Below are 18,106 nucleotides of genomic sequence, written 5' to 3'. Positions count from 1 at the left end.
ATACTGTATGCAGCAGATTGGTAAATCAAGTATGGCAAGAAATGAGTACGATTTTTGATTTAAGAATAAGCGTTCAACCTGAACATATTGATGTTCTAGGTCATGTGAATAATGTGATCTATGTTCAATGGATGCAGGATGTAGCGGCAGCACATGTTGAAACTTTGGGTTTAGGTGTGGCTCAATATTTGGAGCTTAAACATGCTATGGTTGCGGTGGAACATCATGTTCAATATCGTAAAGCTGCGCTTGCAGGTGACGAAATTATTCTACGCACTTGGCTAGATGATATTAATGCGCTGTATTCTTTTAGGCAGTACGCATTTTATCGTGAAAAAGATCAAAGCATTTTATTTTTGGGAAATACCAAGTGGGCATGCATTGAGATTGCCACTGGCCGTCCAAAACGTATGTCTCCAAGTTTTATCCAAGCTTATCAACCGATTCCAACTGATTTAAATCCTTTGGATTTTTCCGTTTTATATGAGCAAATATAAACCATAAAATCATGACAACATGGTTTAGATTGGTAATAATTATTTTGAATACTTTGAATGGTCGTTCTGTTATAATCCCCAACAATTTTGTTAAACCGTTTTGGCTCATAACTTTTTAAAAGTATAGGGCGATTTATTTTCTCAAGGTAACCCATGGCGCAAGCTAAAAAATCCGTAGATATCAAAAATATACGCAATTTCTCGATCATTGCTCATATTGACCATGGAAAGTCGACTTTGGCTGACCGTTTTATTCAAATGTGTGGTGGTCTACAAGACCGTGAGATGCAAGCTCAGGTACTAGACTCTATGGAGCTTGAGCGTGAGCGTGGGATTACCATTAAAGCTGCATCGGTGACGTTGTACTATACGCATCCAAATGGTCAAGAGTATCAGTTGAACTTTATTGATACCCCAGGACACGTTGACTTCTCTTATGAGGTATCACGTTCTTTAGCAGCATGTGAAGGGGCTTTATTGGTCGTCGATGCTGCACAAGGTGTTGAGGCTCAATCCGTAGCAAACTGCTATACCGCTATTGAACAAGGCTTAGAGGTATTACCGATCTTAAATAAGATTGATTTACCACAAGCAGAACCTGAACGTGTAATTCATGAAATTGAAGAAATTATTGGAATTGAAGCAACTGATGCACCAACCTGTTCCGCAAAAACTGGTTTAGGTGTTGAAGGCGTTTTAGAGCGTTTGGTTGATGTGATTCCAGCACCTGAAGGTGATCGTGATGCGCCACTTCAAGCTTTGATTATTGACTCATGGTTCGATAATTATCTTGGTGTTGTTTCGTTGGTTCGAATCAAACAAGGTCGCATCCGTAAGGGCGATAAAATGTTGGTCAAGTCAACTGGTCAAACTCATCCTGTTACTTCTGTGGGTGTATTTAATCCAAAGCATACTGAAACTGACATCCTTGAAGCGGGTGAAGTTGGCTTCGTAATCGCAGGGATTAAAGATATCTTTGGTGCGCCAGTCGGCGATACCATTACGCTTGCATCTACGCCTGAAGTTGCAACTTTACCAGGTTTTAAAAAGGTAAAACCACAGGTCTATGCAGGTCTGTTCCCGATTGATTCAAGTGATTTTGAACCGTTCCGTGAAGCTTTGCAAAAGCTACAGATCAACGATTCGGCATTATTCTTTGAGCCTGAAAGTTCAGATGCTTTAGGCTTTGGCTTCCGTTGTGGCTTCTTAGGTATGCTGCACATGGAGATTGTACAAGAGCGTTTAGAGCGTGAGTATGATCTTGATCTGATTAGTTCTGCACCTACTGTAATTTATGAAGCTTTAACCAAAAAAGGCGACATTATTTACATTGATAGCCCATCAAAAATGCCAGATGGCTCAACGGTTGAAGATCTACGTGAACCGATTGCAGAATGCCATATTCTTGTACCGCAGGAATACTTAGGTAATGTGATGACGCTATGTATTGAGCGTCGTGGTGTGCAGAAAGACATGAAATTCTTGGGGAACCAAGTTTCTGTTACTTTTGAAATCCCAATGGCTGAAGTTGTGATGGATTTCTTTGATAAATTGAAATCTTGCTCACGTGGTTTTGCGTCACTCGATTACAATTTTGTACGTTTTGAAAGTTCAGCCTTAGTTAAGGTAGACGTGCTAATTAATAGCGAAAAGGTAGATGCCTTAGCGATGATTTGTCACCGCCAAGATGCTCGTCATCGTGGTATTGCTTTGGTCGAAAAGATGAAGGATCTGATCCCTCGTCAAATGTATGATGTGGCGATTCAAGCGGCAATTGGTGCGCAAATTATTGCTCGTTCTACTGTTAAAGCGATGCGTAAAAACGTTTTAGCAAAATGTTATGGCGGCGATGTGTCTCGTAAGAAGAAACTTCTTTCGAAACAAAAAGAAGGTAAGAAGCGTATGAAACAAGTGGGAAGTGTAGAAATTCCACAAGAAGCCTTCTTAGCTGTATTGAAAGTAGATAGATAAAGAAAGATCAGGCTGGGTAAGCATTGCTTAACCTAGCCCTAAGACGAGCAGTCAGGCTGCGAGTGAGGGTTTGTGGATTTTGATTTTAATTTGATTCTAGTACCAGCGACACTGATTTTTTTCTTGGTGTGGTTGCTTGATAAGTTTGTACTCAAACAACGTGCAAATCGTGGGCGTAACCAAGAAAATTTTATCATTACATGGGCGTATGATTTTTGGCCTGTGTTGGCGGTTGTGCTCGTTTTACGTTCTTTCTTGTATGAGCCATTTAATATCCCTTCTGACTCGATGGTACCAACCTTAGAGACAGGTGATTTTATTTTGGTGAATAAATTTGATTATGGGGTGCGTTTACCGATTGTTAATACCAAGATTATTGATGTTGGTGAGCCTAAACGTGGTGAAGTGATTGTTTTCCGTTACCCACCACAACCTAGTATCAGTTATATCAAACGTGTGGTTGGTCTACCTGGTGATCATATTCAGTTTAAAGATGGTCAATTGGTCGTAAACGGTGAACGTGTTGCTAATGTTGTAACTGAGGTGAGCCGTGAGAAAGACGCATTAGAGACACCAGCAGTTTCATATTTTAAAGAAACTTTGGGTGATCATCAGTATTCAGTGCGCTACTTAGATGGACGTAATACACTTGTTGAAGCGTATCAGTTTGCTCAAGCCAAAGGTGCGGATTCGTTTATTCCATTTGTTGCAAAAACCAATGATGTGTTTATAAATACACAAGGGCGTGATTGGGATGTAACTGTACCAGAAGGTCAGTATTTTGCGATGGGTGATAACCGTGACCAAAGTGCAGATAGTCGTTTTTGGGGATTTGTGCCTGAGCAGAATTTAACAGGTCGTGCTTTTTATGTATGGATGCATAAAGAACCTGGTCTAAAACTTCCAAGTTTTAGCCGAAATGGTAAAATTGATTAATAAATAAAAACACATAGGAAAGAAAAAATGCGTAAATCTCAGCAGGGGACTTCGTATATTGCAATTTTATTTGGGGTGGTTTTATTTGCAATTGCTGTGAAAGCAGCGATTGCAATATGGCCAGCATATTGGGATGACAAAATTATTGACAGTCAGATTGAAGGCTTATTGAAAGATAGTCCTCAAAATACGACGCCAACCAAGTTTGCATCTCAGATGGATCAACGTTTGGATATGAATGGTGTACGAGATCTTCGTTTTAAGGATATCGCACAAGCTACATATAAAGATGATTTGATCGTCGTGAAAAAGTATGAAGTGCGAAAGCCCTTTATGCTGAATATCAGTTTAGTGATGACTTTTGAGAAGACTTTTGACCAAAAATCTGCCAAACAAGCTCAATGATACAAGACTGCAAGCAAGGATAGGTTATCAATTTCAACAAATTGATTTGTTGAAATTGGCTTTAACTCACCGCTCTGTTAGTCATAAACACAATTATGAACGCCTAGAATTTCTAGGCGATTCGTTATTGGGGATGATCATTGCGAATTATTTATATCATACCTATCCAACTGAAAACGAAGGTCGTTTAACGCGTATGCGTGCAACTTTGGTTCGACAGGAAGCACTAGGTAAAATAGCGAATGACCTGCAATTGAGCCGGTCATTAATTTTAAGCACTGGTGAATTAAAATCGGGTGGCCATCATCGTGAATCTATTCTCGCTGACACGGTTGAAGCCATTATTGGTGCGATCTATATAGACAGTAATGATCTCAACTTGCTGCAAGGCATTGTGTTAAAATGGTATGAGCCTTACTTCGATCATATCGAACCGACGGACCAACTGAAAGACCCAAAATCACGACTACAAGAGTATTTACAAGCACGTAAAAAACCTCTCCCAGTTTACGAGGTTGTAGATATTCAAGGTGATGCACCTAATCAACATTTCAAAGTGGAATGTTTGGTTGATGGATTGCCGAAAATTCAAGGCGAGGGCTCAAGTCGTCGTTTCGCCGAACAAACGGCAGCGGCTGAAATTTTAAAATTATTGGAGCAATAACCTGATGTCTCATTCAAATGACAATAAGCCTGAAGTAACTGAACAGCAAGATGGCAATAACTTAATTGATCAATTTTTTAGTTCTCAAGGAACAACAATTCCTTCTGATTTTAAAAGCGGTTTTGTTGCGATTGTAGGTCGTCCTAATGTAGGTAAATCGACCTTAATGAACCATTTACTGGGTCAAAAGTTATCGATTACATCGCGTAAACCACAAACTACACGTCATAAAATTGTTGGTATTGATTCGCGTGAGAAGTCACAGGCTGTATTTGTCGATACCCCAGGAATGCATAAAAAAGAAGTGCGTGCAATTAACAAGATGATGAATCGCGCTGCGCACTCTGCACTGCGAGATGTAAATCTAGTCTTATTTGTGGTGGATGCTCAGAAGTGGACTCAAAATGATGAACTCGTTTTGGAAAAGCTCAAAAATGCAGATATGCCTGTGATTCTGGTAATTAATAAGCTGGATACATTTGAAAATAAAAATGAAGCTTTGCCTTTGATTCAAGAACGTGCCAAGTTAATGAACTTTGCTGAAATTGTTCCTGTGTCAGCTTTGCGTGGTGCAAATTTAGAACATTTGCGCGACACCATTGAAAAGTATCTGCCGTATCAACCGCCATTGTATTCACTTGATCAGATTACCGATCGTTCGGAACGCTTCCTTGCGAGTGAAATTATTCGCGAGAAAATCATGCGTCAGCTGGGTGAAGAGCTTCCATATGATTTGACGGTGCAGATCGAGTCGTTTAAAACTGAAGAAGCGACTGTCAATGAAAAAACAGGTCGTCTAAAACCACCTTGTACCTATATTGATGCAACGATTTTTGTAGAGCGTCAAGGTCAAAAAGCGATTGTAATTGGTGATAAAGGTGCCAAACTCAAGAGTATTGGGATGGATGCACGCGCAGACATGGAAAAAATGTTTGAGCAAAAAATCATGCTTACGCTTTGGGTGAAAGTTAAAGGCGGTTGGTCTGATGATGAACGTGCTCTTAAAAGCTTAGGTTATAGCGATATTTAATTGGGTAAATCAGGTATGAAAACAACAATCCGTGTATTCGCAATTGTAGTCTGTATGTCTCTACTACAAGGTTGTATCCATAAAGTTGTCACTGTACCTGTTAAAGTCGCTTATAAAACTACCAAAGGTGTTGTGAAGGGCACGGCTGCCGTAGTGGGTGCCGTCATTCCCGATGGTGATGATGAGGATAAAAAGGACCATAAAAAGAAGGATTAGTATCGTCTTATGATGCGTAATGAAGTCCTACATGGTTATTTGATTCATCATCGTAGATATCGGGAAAAGAGCCATATTGTGCATTTATTTACGCAAGAATATGGTCGGGTGGATGGAATTTTAAGACAAATTCCTCCACCACAATATCAGCCGATTCGTTTGCAAGCGACAGGAAAATCAGAGCTCAAAAATCTCACTAAACTGGAAATTTTGAATCAACCCGTATTTTTTCATGGTGATGCTTTTTTTGCAGGTTTTTATTTAAATGAAATTGTGTTGCGTCTTTGTCCTTTAGAGGAGGCGATGCCGCAAACTTTTCAACAATATCAGTTAATTCTTTTGCAACTTCAATTATTGGCAACGCATGAACACGCACCGTTGTTTCTTCGCCAAATTTTACGACAGTTTGAACATGTGTTATTGCAAGAACTAGGTTATGCCATTGATTTTTCAATTGATGCTAATCAACAAGTTATTCAGCATGAACAAAATTATCAGTTTCAATTGAATGATGGTTTTATGCCTGTTGCTCAAGCCTCACGCTCATCTATGTCTGGACGGCTTATTGCGACTATGCAAAATTATGAGCAAGGGCAAGATTTTACTCACGAACAATTGCAATTATTGGCTAAACTATACCGCCAAATGATCAGTTCTTTGTTGGGTGATCGACCACTAAAAAGTCGTCAACTTTGGATTCAAAATACACAAACTTAATCTATTTAAAGTATTGATTGCTTTAATTTGATAAACAATAGGATATTTATATGGCTGCAATCTTGGGTGTAAACATTGATCATGTTGCAACATTAAGACAAGCACGAGGTACTGTCTACCCTGACCCTGTACAAGCGGCTTTGGTTTGTGAGCAAGCGGGTGCAGAAGGGATTACCTTGCATTTACGCGAAGATCGCCGCCATATTCAAGATGACGATGTTCGTCGTATGCGCCCATTATTAAAAACAAGGATGAATCTTGAATTGGCTGTCACCGACGAAATGGTCGCATTTGCTCAAGAGATTCAACCGCAACATGTATGTTTCGTTCCTGAGCGTCGCCAAGAAGTCACCACTGAAGGTGGATTAGATGTGGTGGGACACTTTGAAAAAGTTAAGGCAGCAACAGAAGCATTGAAAGCAATTGGTAGTGATGTGTCACTTTTCATTGATGCTGATCTTGCTCAAATTGATGCAGCGGTGGCATGTGGCGCGCCAACAATAGAAATCCATACAGGCGCATATGCAGATGCTGAAACAGATGAGCAGCAACAAGCTGAATTAGCACGGATTATCAAAGGTGCGGAATATGCTGCTTCTAAAGGTTTAGTAGTCAATGCGGGTCATGGATTAAACTTGAACAATGTGGCACCTATCGCCGCAATTCCACAAATTCATGAACTCAACATTGGGCATTCAATTATTGCTGATAGCGTATTTGTTGGTTTGGCTCAGGCTGTGAAAGATATGAAAGCAGCGATTCAGGCTGCTGCGAGATAAGTAAATGAGTAGTATGAATTATGATGAGTTGATGCAACCTGTGATCAAGTTTTTAGGTTGTACTACACCTCAAGCTTGGTTAGATGAAGCCATCAATAATTTAGATATTCTCATGCAGGATCATGCGAATTGTGAGAAAAAAGCAGCGGGAACAGCAATGAATTTGATGTTTCGTTATAGCTTTTTTACTGACTTACAAGTGAAGTTGGCACAGCTCGTACGTGAAGAAATGCTGCATTATGAGCAAGTTTTAGAATTTATGACCAAACGTGGTCAAGAGTGGAAAGGTTTGAGTGCTGGACGTTATGCAGGTGAACTGCGTAAAGAAATCCGTACTTATGAGCCTGAAGCTTTAATTGATGTCATGATTATTGGTGCATTTGTAGAAGCGCGTTCTTGTGAGCGATTTTACTCACTTGCACCTATGGTTGATGAAGAGCTGGGGCGTTATTATCGCTATTTGCTTAAATCGGAATCCCGACATTTCGAAGATTATTTGGCTTTGGCTTTGGATGTTGCAAAAACAGCAAAACTTAAAGATCCAGAAGAAAATATTCAACAACGGATTGATCACATCCGTGAAGTTGAAAAGAACTTGATTTTAAGCCCAGATGATACTTTCCGTTTTCATAGTGGTGTACCAGCGAAGGCTACTATCTTATCTTAATGAGATAGTAATCTTTACCTATAAAAATAACTTGCTTGAGAATTATAAATGAGGCTTTTTCCGAAAATAGTATGTGTACTATTTTGTATTTGGGGTGGGATTATTCATGCTAAGAATATTGAGTTTATCAATGTTGATCGTCATGTTATAAAATGGAAAAAAATACCACAAATTCTATTTAGTCCTTCGGTGCTGCAAGGTAAAGATAGGGATCTAAATGTTGTGATAGATGTAAACGAGAAGGGGGAGGTCGTTGCATTAAGAATTAAGGAAAGTAGTGGTATTGCAGAACTAGATGCTTTGGTTATGACTGAAATTAAGAAATATAGCCTCTATCCCTATGAAATAAATGGTAAATACTATCCTGTGCGTGTTGAGCAACCATTCAAATTCCTTATTAATTCTGATCAAGTCAGTGATCCAGCTTTAAAAGAAATTGATAGAAGAAAATTAATAGAAGATAGAATGCATAAAGAAATAATGGACTTATGGGACGTTCCTGCTGGTAGTGAAAATTTAAGTAATTTAGTGAGATTCAATATATCAAGAAATAATTCCATTGACTCTATACAGATTCTTCAGAGTAGTGGAAATAGAAGTTTTGATTTGTCTACGAGGCAAGCAGTGCGATATTCAACACTTGTGAAAAAATTGACTAATGATGAGAAAAATGCTTTTTTTGGTGGGTTGGAATCAAGGATGATAACCATATCATTCCGAGCAAAGTGAATTATATTTTTGTGTATTAAAAAAGCCCATATCATTGATATGGGCTTTTTTGAATCTTGGCTCTCCCACCTGGGCTCGAACCAGGGACCTGCGGATTAACAGTCCGTCGCTCTACCGACTGAGCTATGGGAGAATCTGAAAGCCATTATAGGCAGCTTTTGAAATCGGTCAAGCTAAAAATGTCATGTTTCTTTCATTTTGATGCCATATGCTTTTTATTTGCACAATTGACGGTAAAAATCAAAAAAAACTTGAACTTTGATTTGGCTATTGTTAGATTCGAGTCAGAAAGAGCGTTTAGGTAAGACCTAAACAGTGTGGATTTAACCCTACTTGCCAGCACTAAAATGGCTAAACCGGAGGTCAAAATGACTATTCTTAATATTCAAACTATTTTCTCAAATTTCTCTTTTTATCAACAAAACTATCTCGATATTTTGCAGGATTCTGAGCGTTATTACACACCTGTAGAAAATGCATTTTTAAATACTTTTCCGTTTAAGCAAAATACCTTGTATTTAGGTGACTTGCTACAGCTATGGTTTGGAAATAAATGGAAAATTGAAAATTCTAGTAATTTGTTAACTCAAAAGAATTCACTTTTAGTGAATGACCAATCCCCATTATATTTATTTCAACTAGGTGGGGAACTTATCCTCGGTGCAAATACTGCCTTAGCATGGTCTGTTGCTGAGCAGAAAGTAGTTACGGTACATGTGAAAAGTATTTGGCAATATGCTGTTTTTAGTCATTTATGTGATCGTCCAAAAAATGTGAAGTGTAATAAGGCAATTGCATAATTGCCTTAGTTTATTTTTATGAGCGGCATCTTTGGATTAAGATGTAGCGTAGCGATGTTAGAAGTGTATTAACAGCACCCTGTGATAGCACTGAGCTGATGACAAGCTAAAAACCTATATTTACAAATTATTCATTGCGAAAGAGATGAAGTGTTTTAAGCTATTTATTCATGAATAATAATTTAAATAAAAGGTAAATTTTAAAATGAATGGACGGTGTATTTGTGGTGAAACCACTTTTGAGGTGAAATTAAAAAATCATGATGTTCATGTCCTTGCGACGTATACGTCTCATGTTCTATCTGTCGCAGACAGACCAGTGGTGTGATTATGACGGTTGATGTAGAACAAGGGAGTCTAGCGTTTTTAAAGCAAGATCATCTTACAGTTTATAATTCATCAGAATGGGGAGAACGTGGATTCTGCAATGCGTGTGGTACCAATATATTTTGGCGTACCAAGGATCAGAACTATTGCAATATCAACGTGTTTTCTCTAAATGAATCACCTCAAGATTTAAAGCTAGATCTTGAAATTTTTATTGATAATAAACCTGAATTTTATGCTTTCCAAAATTCAACTAACAAAATGACCGAGGCTGAAGTGGTAGCGTTATTTAACGGTGAGGCTGGAGAATAGGAAAGCTGAGATATGAATTAAAGTTAGAGTATAAAAAAAGAAGCTTCATTTTGAAGCTTCTTCATCTTAACTAAGCTTATTATTTTTCAGCTTTGATTGATGCAATTGCGGCATCAACACCATCAATAGATTCAGCTGCTTTTTTGATGCGAGCTAAAGCATCGACTAGAACTTCATCAGCAGTTGCGTAAGAGATACGCATAAACCCACCTAAGCCAAATGCATCACCTGGAACAACAGCAACGCCAGTTTCCTCAAGTAACCATTCAGAGAATTCTGTGCAAGATTTTAAGCCTTTGGCACGAATCAATGGGCGAATGTTTGCATACGCGTAGAATGCACCATCGGCAGGTAAGCATGAAATACCTTTGATGTCATTTAAGCCATTTACAACTAAATCATGACGGCGTTTGAATGCTTCAATCATTGGTTGTAAAACGTCTTGAGGACCATTCAATGCGGCTTCTGCTGCAACTTGTGAAATCGACGTTGGGTTAGAGGTTGATTGAGACTGGATCTTTTTCATCGCGCCAATGATTTTTGCAGGACCAGCCGCATAACCAATACGCCAGCCTGTCATTGCATAGGCTTTAGATACACCATTTAAAACGATAGTACGGTCATATAAGTCTGGTGCAACGGTTGCAATGTTGTAGAACTCATCTTCCCAGCGAATTGGTTCATACATGTCATCAGAAGCGACAAAAACTTGTGGGTGACGACGAAGAACTTCAGCCAAAGCTTCGAGCTCAGCTTTGGTGTAGATCATACCTGTAGGGTTCGATGGGCTGTTCAATACCACTAAACGTGTATTTGGCGTGATCGCAGCTTCTAATTGTTCAGGTGTGATTTTGAAGCGTTGTTCTTCACCACATTTCACAATCACTGGTGTACCTTCAGCAATAATCACCATATCAGGATAGCTTACCCAGAATGGCGCAGGGATGATGACTTCATCACCTTTGTTGAGCAAAGCCAGTGCTAAGTTAAAGAAACTTTGTTTACCACCACAAGAAACCAAAATCTGATTTGCTTGATAGTCCAAGTTATTATCACGTTTCAATTTTGCAATAATTGCTTTTTTGAGGCTTGGAGTGCCATCGACAGCCGTGTATTTCGTAAAGCCGTTGTTAATCGCTTCAATTGCAGCATCTTTGATGTGTTGAGGGGTATCAAAGTCTGGTTCGCCTGCGCCTAAACCAATCACATTTTTACCCGCAGCTTTAAGCTCAGCAGCTTTGTTGGTTACTGCAAGTGTAGGGGACGGTTTGATGGCATTGACACGATCAGAGAGACGTACGTCCACGGCATTATTCCTTCTTATGGGATTAAAAAATAAAAGCAGGTTATCTTAGCTTAAATAGAACTTTTTGTGGTCAAAACTTGCCTTAATCGTATAAAAAGTTACCAAATTATAGGGTAGAGGACAGCTTTTGTTTTTACACATTTTATTTTTATAAAAATCATAAAAAATCTATTACAATAGCGTTTAGAAATTTAGATTTCGAGAGAATTTCAATGAGTACTCAATCACCCAAGGCAAAAAAAGCTTTGGTTAAATTGCCATTTCCGATGCCATCTGCTCAGGATGATTCTGAAGATGCAACGCATAATCAGGTGCGTCCAAAACCTGAGCAATATGCAGATCGAACTTGGATGCCACCGCGTGGCACGCGTCGTTCGATGGGAAAACGTTAAATAGAAGAAAAAAGGATATCTTAAAAGATATCCTTTTTTCTAAAGGGTTATTCAATTAAGGTGCTTTATAAAGCAAACGATTTGGACTACCCGCTGGATCTTTAACGATATTCGTTGTTGCTAGTTTCAGCAAATTGGTTGTAATTGTTTGCGGTGATGCAGTGGGGGTGCTTTGTAACATTCCAGCAACAACACCAGCTACATGCGGTGTCGCCATAGAAGTGCCATTTGAGAGTTTGGTTGCAGTATTGCTATCGTACCAAGCCGATGTAATTTGTGTTCCAGGCGCAAAAATGTCCACACAACTGCCATAGTTAGAGAAGTTTGCTCGCGTATCGGTATTGTCGATTGCCGCAACGGTAATCGCTTTGCTTGCTCTAGCAGGTGAGGAATTACACGCATCCGTATTTGAATTACCCGCAGCAACGACAGGGGTATAGCCCTGATCATAAAGTGTGACGATTGCATTATCCAAAGATGAGCTGACGCCACCACTTAGTGACATATTAACCACTGCTGGTTTTTTACCATTCTGGACGACCCAATCTAACCCAGCCAAAACTCCGCTGGACGTACCCGCACCATCACAGCCCAAAACACGAATTGGTACTAAGGTTACATCTTTCGCAATACCATAAGTTGTTCCACCGACTGTGCCAGCTACATGTGTGCCATGTCCATTGCAGTCGGTAGTTCCTTTACCGTCACTGATCGCAGTATATCCTGATTTGACTCGACCTGAGAATTGTTGATGAGAAGTAAGTATGCCTGTATCTACAATATAAGCTGTAACACCTGCACCTGTCTGGGTATAGCTATAATTGGAGTCAAGTGGGAGATTCTTTTGGTCAGTACGATCTAATCCCCACACTGCATTATTCTGAACGTTACTATGAATACTCATTACAGTATCTGGTTCAACAGACAGTACATTGGGATTCTTTTTCATAGCTTCCACAAATGCTTGACCTGCGTTGCTGGGAAGTGAAATTGCAAATCCTTTTAGTACAGATTCATAGGTATGTAAAACTTTTCCGCCATGAGATTTGGCCAGTGTCGCTGCTAAGTCTTTAGATGATGTTTGTGCCTTATTAAAGGTTACAATGTATTGATCTTTGATTGGACCATGTTTGGATGATGGGGGGGCTGCAAAAGTAAAGCTTGCGCAAGTCGTAAAAATTAAGGCAAATAAAGGTTGCTGAATATTCACTTGAATCTCCATTTTTATACGATGTCTGTTTTTCTGTACTGAGTTTTTATTTTTTCTATCCTATCAATTTATAGTTTTTTTAGTTTTATCTCCTTTTGCTCAGTGGTTTATGTGGATTTAGCAGCGATTAACTGGGTGTTGAATGGTTAAATCACCACGCCATAATTTAATAAAGTCTTGCTCGTCGATATCGTACAGTTCCATCAGTGCAATGATCACGCTGACGAAAATCATGGCACCTTCGGAATTGCTTTGAAAATTAAATATTTTCCCATTTAGCTTACCCAAAATATCTTTAATTTCATGTTCTCTACCCCGCCCATAGCGGTCACGTGGATAAAGTTCTTCATTCAGTACAATCAAAGCAATTGCTTTTTCATTGGCTGATAAATTTGTTTCGGATAATGCTTCTTCGAAAGATTCATATCCATGGTCGAAGTAAAAAATAACTTCATCTTTGATAAAAGCATGGACGATTTCGGCCGTTAGATCTGGAAATTTTGATACAGCATCTTCTTCGATAAATGGACGAAATGATTCAGGGAAAATCACATTTGAATGTATGCCTTTGAATAAAGGCGCTATTTCAGAGACTTTATATCCAGCGATACCACAACCTAATGCCGTTAAGAAATATTTCATTTTGGGATGATTCTTTGCATAAATCTTAAAATCATCGACATAATGAGCTATTTGTGACAGGGGCATTTGTTGCATATGTTCGTTCAGCGTTGGAATCGCAAAGCTTTGCCCAGCCCATCCACGACCGACACCTTTTACTGCCGCAAAGTGCTGAGCAGCGACACGAGCAGCGCCACTGTCATGTCTTCCTGCTAAATCACTACCAAAAACAAATACTGTATCTTCTGGGAGTTCAGTGACAATCGTTTCATCATGATATTGGTAAGACATATTTTTTATCATAAGTAATTAAGTATCAGCTCATGTTGAAGGCGTTTGTGATATGGGTCAAGTGATTTTAAGGTGTCAATGTAATATGACTGACCTGATTATGATTTGCTGCATAAGTTAGATTTGTACCCGTTATATTTACCACGTTAAATGTTGTACTGGTTACGTTTCGAGAAAGAGTTCCACTATTTAGCTGACATTCCCCAATACTGTTGGTTATACAATTAATGGCAGAGGCGCCAACACTAAATCCTCCAGTAATTGTGGCATTACTGACAGCTTTCTGATTTTGATCGACAACTTTAATGTTGACCGTTGCTTTCCATGTGCCAAATAACCAATTTCGAGTCGTAGCGCCGATCAGTTGGTTAATGCTCGCTAGAGTATTGGTAGATTGCTGTATTGTTTGGTTAGACGGCGTACTATCAGATGCAGTTGCAGTAAATAATAAACGGTTTGAACTACCTGCTACATTTTTGACAACATTAGGTGTAGACGTCGCAAAGATTTGATCAGTAACCATTTTTGTAGTAGCGGTTGGGGTTCGCTGCAATATCAGAGCAGCAGCACCTGCAACATGAGGTGCAGCCATTGAAGTCCCATTGCCTGTACCAACTGAACTGTTACTTCTGTTCCAAGCGGAAGTAACACCACTACCTGGGGCAAAAATATCAACGCATGCACCATAGTTCGAATAGCTGGCACGAGTATCTGTTTTGTCTGTTGCAGCAACAGTTATGGCATTTGCCGAACGTGCAGGAGACAGATCACATGCATTGGTATTGGAATTTCCAGCGGCAACAATAGGGATAAAGCCTTGAGTAGATAGATTATTGATTGCTGTATCCAACGGTTCGTATGCAGGGCCTCCCATGGAGATATTGACAACGGCTGGTTTTTGACCATTTTTCAATATCCAGTCAATTCCTGCAATCATATTACTCATCAACCCTGAACCAGAGCAACCGACGACTCGTATAGGGATCAGATTAATTTGCTTGGCGACACCATAGGTTGTGCCTCCAGCCAATCCCGCGACAAACGTACCATGCCCATTACAATCATTAGTACCATTAAAGTCTGAGATTGCTGAAAAGCCTTTTTTTACTCGATCTGTAAACTCTTGGTGGGTTGCTAAAATTCCCGTATCGAGAACATATAAATTTACCCCAGCACCTGTATCTTCATATTGATAACTTTGATTTAACGGAAGTGATCGTTGGTCGATTCGATCGAGTCCCCATGAAGGATTACTTTGGATTGCACTGATTTGAATGACTTGATCTTCTTCAACGTAATTGACCAATGGATGGCGTAGCATGGCATTTATAAATGCCTGACTGGCAACCTCTGGTATGCTAATCGCGATACCTTTGAGTGCTTGATCAAAACGATATCTCGTCTGACCGCCGTACTGTGTTTGGATGGTTTGGGACAGTTGAGTGGATTGTCCTGATTGGTCTTTAAATACAACGATATAATGTCGCAATGCTAAAGGAGTTAGCTGAGAGGTTGAGCGGATTTGTTGTAAAGTTTCTGTAAGTTTAGTTTGTTTTAATAATTCATGATGAAATTCAACGGCATTAGTTTGGGCATCAGTGTTTAGTATTTTGACAGGAGCTTTATGGGTTGCTGCAAAAGTAATTACAGCAAGTATAGTGGTAGCCATAGCAATCGTATATTTTGTTTTCAAGATAAGCCTCCATGCTTATGTAATTTCTCATTTCTAAGCGCATTGTGATATTTATTATTCTTGTGATCATAAGCTGATCTAAAATTGCATAAATCGGCAATTTGTAACATTAATTTAATTAAAATGTGTCTTGCATCTCATTTTTATGAAATTGTTTTGTTAGATCAACTTATTAGATGTGGTTGATATTTTAGTGATCAACGTTAATTCGAGTTGAAAATCTGACGTGTGGCACGTTGGCTTGATCAAAGTTAAAAAAACGTTAGCAAAATTTTATAACGAGGAGAGTGTGAGGTTGCTTGAAAATTGTAGCAATTTTTCGCCACATTAAGATTTAGGGTTGTATCTGTAAGATTAATCTCAATATCATACAACGATAAGAGTGTAGCAAGATGAACGATATGCAAGAACAAGAGACTGGTCAGCCATTTGAATTAGTCACCAATTATCAGCCTGCAGGTGATCAACCCCAAGCAATTGAAAAATTGGTGAATGGTATTGAGCACGGTTTTCGTAATCAATTGCTACTGGGGGTTACAGGGTCTGGTAAAACTTACACCATGGCGAACGTGATTGCCAAAACGCAACGTCCGACGATTGTGATGGCACACAATAAAACACTTGCTGCACAGCTCTATGGTGAATTCAAAGCATTTTTTCCGAACAATGCTGTTGAATATTTTGTTAGTTATTACGACTACTATCAACCTGAAGCTTATGTCCCTTCGTCAGATACTTTCATTGAAAAAGATTCGGCAATTAATGATCATATTGATCAAATGCGACTCTCAGCCACACGTGCATTATTAGAACGTCGTGATGCGATCATCGTTGCATCCGTTTCAGCGATTTATGGTTTGGGTGATCCAAATGCATATATGCAGATGCTTCTGCATATTGTACAAGGTGATCGCGTGAGCCGTGATGACATTATTCGTCGCTTAGTTGAAATGCAATATACCCGTAATGAATTAGAGTTTTTACGTGGTACATATCGTATTCGTGGTGAGATTATTGATATTTTCCCTGCTGAATCAGATCAGGATGCGATTCGTGTTGAGCTATTTGATGATGAGGTTGACTCGATTCGTTGGTTTGATCCTTTGACCGGAAAGCTTGTTCGTAAAGTTCCGCGTGTGACCATATATCCTAAGAGTCATTATGTTACACCCAAAGATCACTTAACTCGTGCCATTGATACCATTAAAGATGAATTGAAAGATCAACTTAAATTTTTTAAAGACAATGATAAATTGCTTGAAGCTCAGCGTATTGAACAACGGACACGCTATGATTTAGAAATGATGCAACAGTTGGGGTATACCAATGGTATTGAAAACTATTCACGACACCTCTCTGGTCGTACAGCAGGTGAAGCGCCACCTACTTTATTTGACTATGTACCAGAAGATGCCTTATTGATTATTGATGAATCGCATGTGACGGTTCCACAAATCGGTGCAATGTATAAAGGTGACCGTTCACGTAAAGAAAATTTGGTGAATTACGGATTCCGTTTGCCGAGTGCTTTAGATAATCGTCCGATGAAGTTTGAAGAGTGGGAGCGTATTGTTCCGACAACCGTATTCGTGAGTGCAACACCAGCATTATATGAACTGGAAAAATCTGAGCAGGTGGTGGAACAGGTGGTGCGTCCAACAGGATTGATTGATCCTGAGATTGAAGTACGTCCAGTATTGACCCAAGTAGATGATGTATTGTCTGAGATTAATATCCGCAGACAGTTGCATGAGCGGGTTTTGGTTACAACCTTAACCAAGCGCATGGCTGAAGATTTAACTTCATATCTGAAAGAGTATGGTGTAAAGGTTGCCTATCTCCATTCTGATATTGATACGGTTGAACGCGTTAAAATCATTCACGAACTTCGGACAGGTGTGCATGATGTCCTTGTAGGAATTAATTTATTGCGTGAAGGTTTGGACATGCCTGAGGTTTCTTTGGTTGCTATTCTCGATGCAGATAAAGAAGGGTTTCTACGTTCAGAACGCTCACTGATTCAAACGATAGGGCGTGCTGCGCGTAATGTAAAAGGTAAAGCCATTTTATATGCAGATCGTATTACCGACTCTATGCGTAAAGCGATTGATGAAACAGATCGACGCCGTAACAAACAAATTGAGTTTAATGAGTTACATGGCATTACACCGCGAAGTGCTGTCCGTCAAACCATCAAAGAAATCGATACGGGTGAAGTGTTGAGCGATGATGAGATTGATGAAAATGCACTACAACAAGCTCAATCAATCAGTGCAGATGAACAACATCTACTTTCTGATCCAAAGTTGTTTGCAAAACATATCGGCAAATTGGAAAAGGAAATGCTGAAAGCCTCGAAAGAGCTACAGTTCGAGCAAGCCGCTAGGTTACGTGATGAAATTGTGCGTTTAAAAGCACACATGTTGAAATCTTAAACAGTGAAGCGAATTCCTCAAAAGTGATACATATCTCAACAGTTTTTGTTTATAAAATAGACTAGTTTTATTAGTTAACTATATGACTACTTATAACAAATTCTGTTT

General features: G+C 39.3%; 18 protein-coding genes, 1 tRNA gene and 1 pseudogene. 15 read left to right on the top strand and 5 right to left on the bottom strand.

The features are described from left to right. Window positions 1-41 precede the first annotated feature (41 nt). The 11 genes from HMPREF0023_RS10530 to HMPREF0023_RS10480 all read left to right on the top strand — a co-directional run bounded on the left by HMPREF0023_RS10530 (window position 42) and on the right by HMPREF0023_RS10480 (window position 8,611). Window positions 42-497, top strand: coding sequence for an acyl-CoA thioesterase (locus tag HMPREF0023_RS10530; RefSeq protein WP_034437472.1), 456 nt, complete (start codon window positions 42-44; stop codon window positions 495-497). 153 nt (window positions 498-650) lie between these two features. After that, window positions 651-2,468, top strand: coding sequence for a translation elongation factor 4 (gene lepA / locus HMPREF0023_RS10525; protein WP_004640031.1), 1,818 nt, complete (start codon window positions 651-653; stop codon window positions 2,466-2,468). 72 nt (window positions 2,469-2,540) lie between these two features. Beyond that, window positions 2,541-3,404, top strand: coding sequence for a signal peptidase I (gene lepB, locus HMPREF0023_RS10520; RefSeq protein WP_008942060.1), 864 nt, complete (start codon window positions 2,541-2,543; stop codon window positions 3,402-3,404). A gap of 27 nt (window positions 3,405-3,431) precedes the next feature. Next, on the top strand, window positions 3,432-3,809 hold the full coding sequence (locus tag HMPREF0023_RS10515) for a DUF4845 domain-containing protein (protein WP_004640026.1): 378 nt from the start codon (window positions 3,432-3,434) through the stop codon (window positions 3,807-3,809). Continuing rightward, a complete protein-coding gene (rnc, locus tag HMPREF0023_RS10510) occupies window positions 3,778-4,473 on the top strand; it encodes a ribonuclease III (RefSeq protein WP_004640024.1) in 696 nt (231 codons plus the stop codon). Before HMPREF0023_RS10515 ends, rnc begins: the two co-directional genes overlap by 32 nt. Window positions 4,474-4,477: 4 nt before the next feature. Next, the gene (gene era, locus HMPREF0023_RS10505) at window positions 4,478-5,503 is read left to right on the top strand and encodes a GTPase Era (protein ID WP_005089671.1); all 1,026 of its coding nucleotides are present in this window, start codon (window positions 4,478-4,480) and stop codon (window positions 5,501-5,503) included. A gap of 15 nt (window positions 5,504-5,518) precedes the next feature. After that, a complete protein-coding gene (locus tag HMPREF0023_RS10500) occupies window positions 5,519-5,719 on the top strand; it encodes an NF038104 family lipoprotein (RefSeq protein WP_034437465.1) in 201 nt (66 codons plus the stop codon). A gap of 9 nt (window positions 5,720-5,728) precedes the next feature. Continuing rightward, on the top strand, window positions 5,729-6,436 hold the full coding sequence (recO, locus tag HMPREF0023_RS10495) for a DNA repair protein RecO (protein ID WP_005084584.1): 708 nt from the start codon (window positions 5,729-5,731) through the stop codon (window positions 6,434-6,436). A 50-nt stretch (window positions 6,437-6,486) separates the two neighbouring features. Then, window positions 6,487-7,215: a pyridoxine 5'-phosphate synthase gene (pdxJ, locus tag HMPREF0023_RS10490; RefSeq protein ID WP_004640017.1), complete on the top strand. Its 729-nt coding sequence runs from the start codon at window positions 6,487-6,489 to the stop codon at window positions 7,213-7,215. 4 nt (window positions 7,216-7,219) lie between these two features. After that, window positions 7,220-7,882: a tRNA-(ms[2]io[6]A)-hydroxylase gene (locus HMPREF0023_RS10485; RefSeq protein WP_008942058.1), complete on the top strand. Its 663-nt coding sequence runs from the start codon at window positions 7,220-7,222 to the stop codon at window positions 7,880-7,882. Window positions 7,883-7,930: 48 nt separating this feature from the next. Further along, entirely contained in the window at window positions 7,931-8,611 is a 681-nt protein-coding gene (locus HMPREF0023_RS10480; protein WP_008942057.1) for a TonB C-terminal domain-containing protein, read from the top strand. A gap of 57 nt (window positions 8,612-8,668) precedes the next feature. On the opposite strand, the gene HMPREF0023_RS10475 is transcribed toward HMPREF0023_RS10480, so the two are convergent. Beyond that, a tRNA-Asn gene (locus HMPREF0023_RS10475) sits at window positions 8,669-8,744 on the bottom strand. Window positions 8,745-8,979: 235 nt separating this feature from the next. Here HMPREF0023_RS10475 and HMPREF0023_RS10470 point away from each other — a divergent pair. Continuing rightward, window positions 8,980-9,411 (top strand): hypothetical protein, encoded by a 432-nt coding sequence (locus HMPREF0023_RS10470; RefSeq protein ID WP_034437463.1) that lies wholly within the window; start codon window positions 8,980-8,982, stop codon window positions 9,409-9,411. Window positions 9,412-9,616: 205 nt separating this feature from the next. Then, a pseudogene (locus HMPREF0023_RS10465) lies at window positions 9,617-10,050 on the top strand (GFA family protein). A 79-nt stretch (window positions 10,051-10,129) separates the two neighbouring features. On the opposite strand, the gene HMPREF0023_RS10460 reads toward HMPREF0023_RS10465, so the two are convergent. Next, on the bottom strand, window positions 10,130-11,356 hold the full coding sequence (locus tag HMPREF0023_RS10460) for a pyridoxal phosphate-dependent aminotransferase (RefSeq protein ID WP_004640008.1): 1,227 nt from the start codon (window positions 11,354-11,356) through the stop codon (window positions 10,130-10,132). A 212-nt stretch (window positions 11,357-11,568) separates the two neighbouring features. On the opposite strand from HMPREF0023_RS10460, the gene HMPREF0023_RS10455 reads away from it, so the two are divergent. Next, entirely contained in the window at window positions 11,569-11,748 is a 180-nt protein-coding gene (locus HMPREF0023_RS10455; protein ID WP_004640006.1) for a hypothetical protein, read from the top strand. Window positions 11,749-11,803: 55 nt separating this feature from the next. On the opposite strand, the gene HMPREF0023_RS10450 is transcribed toward HMPREF0023_RS10455, so the two are convergent. From HMPREF0023_RS10450 to HMPREF0023_RS10440, 3 genes are all read right to left on the bottom strand, one after another. Further along, on the bottom strand, window positions 11,804-12,970 hold the full coding sequence (locus tag HMPREF0023_RS10450; RefSeq protein ID WP_008942054.1) for a S8 family peptidase: 1,167 nt from the start codon (window positions 12,968-12,970) through the stop codon (window positions 11,804-11,806). 105 nt (window positions 12,971-13,075) lie between these two features. Continuing rightward, complete coding sequence (locus tag HMPREF0023_RS10445; protein WP_017396370.1) at window positions 13,076-13,870, bottom strand: hypothetical protein; 795 nt, start codon at window positions 13,868-13,870, stop codon at window positions 13,076-13,078. 67 nt (window positions 13,871-13,937) lie between these two features. Beyond that, the gene (locus HMPREF0023_RS10440) at window positions 13,938-15,539 is read right to left on the bottom strand and encodes a S8 family peptidase (protein ID WP_008942052.1); all 1,602 of its coding nucleotides are present in this window, start codon (window positions 15,537-15,539) and stop codon (window positions 13,938-13,940) included. Between the two features lie 425 nt (window positions 15,540-15,964). Here HMPREF0023_RS10440 and uvrB point away from each other — a divergent pair, with 425 nt between their 5' ends. Then, a complete protein-coding gene (gene uvrB, locus HMPREF0023_RS10435) occupies window positions 15,965-17,998 on the top strand; it encodes an excinuclease ABC subunit UvrB (protein WP_171402623.1) in 2,034 nt (677 codons plus the stop codon). The last annotated feature ends 108 nt before the right edge of the window (window positions 17,999-18,106 follow it).

The sequence above is a fragment of the Acinetobacter sp. ATCC 27244 genome, from assembly GCF_000156555.1.
GTDB classification, from domain to species: domain Bacteria; phylum Pseudomonadota; class Gammaproteobacteria; order Pseudomonadales; family Moraxellaceae; genus Acinetobacter; species Acinetobacter haemolyticus.
This window is presented reverse-complemented; position numbering and strand designations above follow the sequence as displayed.

Coding starts and splice junctions, on each gene's coding strand:
- uvrB (WP_171402623.1), top strand. CDS start 15,965: ATGCAAGAACAAGAGACTGGTCAGCCATTTGAATTAGTCACCAATTAT.
- HMPREF0023_RS10470 (WP_034437463.1), top strand. CDS start 8,980: ATGACTATTCTTAATATTCAAACTATTTTCTCAAATTTCTCTTTTTAT.
- HMPREF0023_RS10450 (WP_008942054.1), bottom strand. CDS start 12,970: ATGGAGATTCAAGTGAATATTCAGCAACCTTTATTTGCCTTAATTTTT.
- era (WP_005089671.1), top strand. CDS start 4,478: ATGTCTCATTCAAATGACAATAAGCCTGAAGTAACTGAACAGCAAGAT.
- HMPREF0023_RS10515 (WP_004640026.1), top strand. CDS start 3,432: ATGCGTAAATCTCAGCAGGGGACTTCGTATATTGCAATTTTATTTGGG.
- HMPREF0023_RS10440 (WP_008942052.1), bottom strand. CDS start 15,539: ATGGCTACCACTATACTTGCTGTAATTACTTTTGCAGCAACCCATAAA.
- HMPREF0023_RS10445 (WP_017396370.1), bottom strand. CDS start 13,870: ATGTCTTACCAATATCATGATGAAACGATTGTCACTGAACTCCCAGAA.
- recO (WP_005084584.1), top strand. CDS start 5,729: ATGATGCGTAATGAAGTCCTACATGGTTATTTGATTCATCATCGTAGA.
- lepA (WP_004640031.1), top strand. CDS start 651: ATGGCGCAAGCTAAAAAATCCGTAGATATCAAAAATATACGCAATTTC.
- HMPREF0023_RS10480 (WP_008942057.1), top strand. CDS start 7,931: ATGAGGCTTTTTCCGAAAATAGTATGTGTACTATTTTGTATTTGGGGT.
- HMPREF0023_RS10485 (WP_008942058.1), top strand. CDS start 7,220: ATGAGTAGTATGAATTATGATGAGTTGATGCAACCTGTGATCAAGTTT.
- HMPREF0023_RS10500 (WP_034437465.1), top strand. CDS start 5,519: ATGAAAACAACAATCCGTGTATTCGCAATTGTAGTCTGTATGTCTCTA.
- HMPREF0023_RS10530 (WP_034437472.1), top strand. CDS start 42: ATGAGTACGATTTTTGATTTAAGAATAAGCGTTCAACCTGAACATATT.
- HMPREF0023_RS10455 (WP_004640006.1), top strand. CDS start 11,569: ATGAGTACTCAATCACCCAAGGCAAAAAAAGCTTTGGTTAAATTGCCA.
- pdxJ (WP_004640017.1), top strand. CDS start 6,487: ATGGCTGCAATCTTGGGTGTAAACATTGATCATGTTGCAACATTAAGA.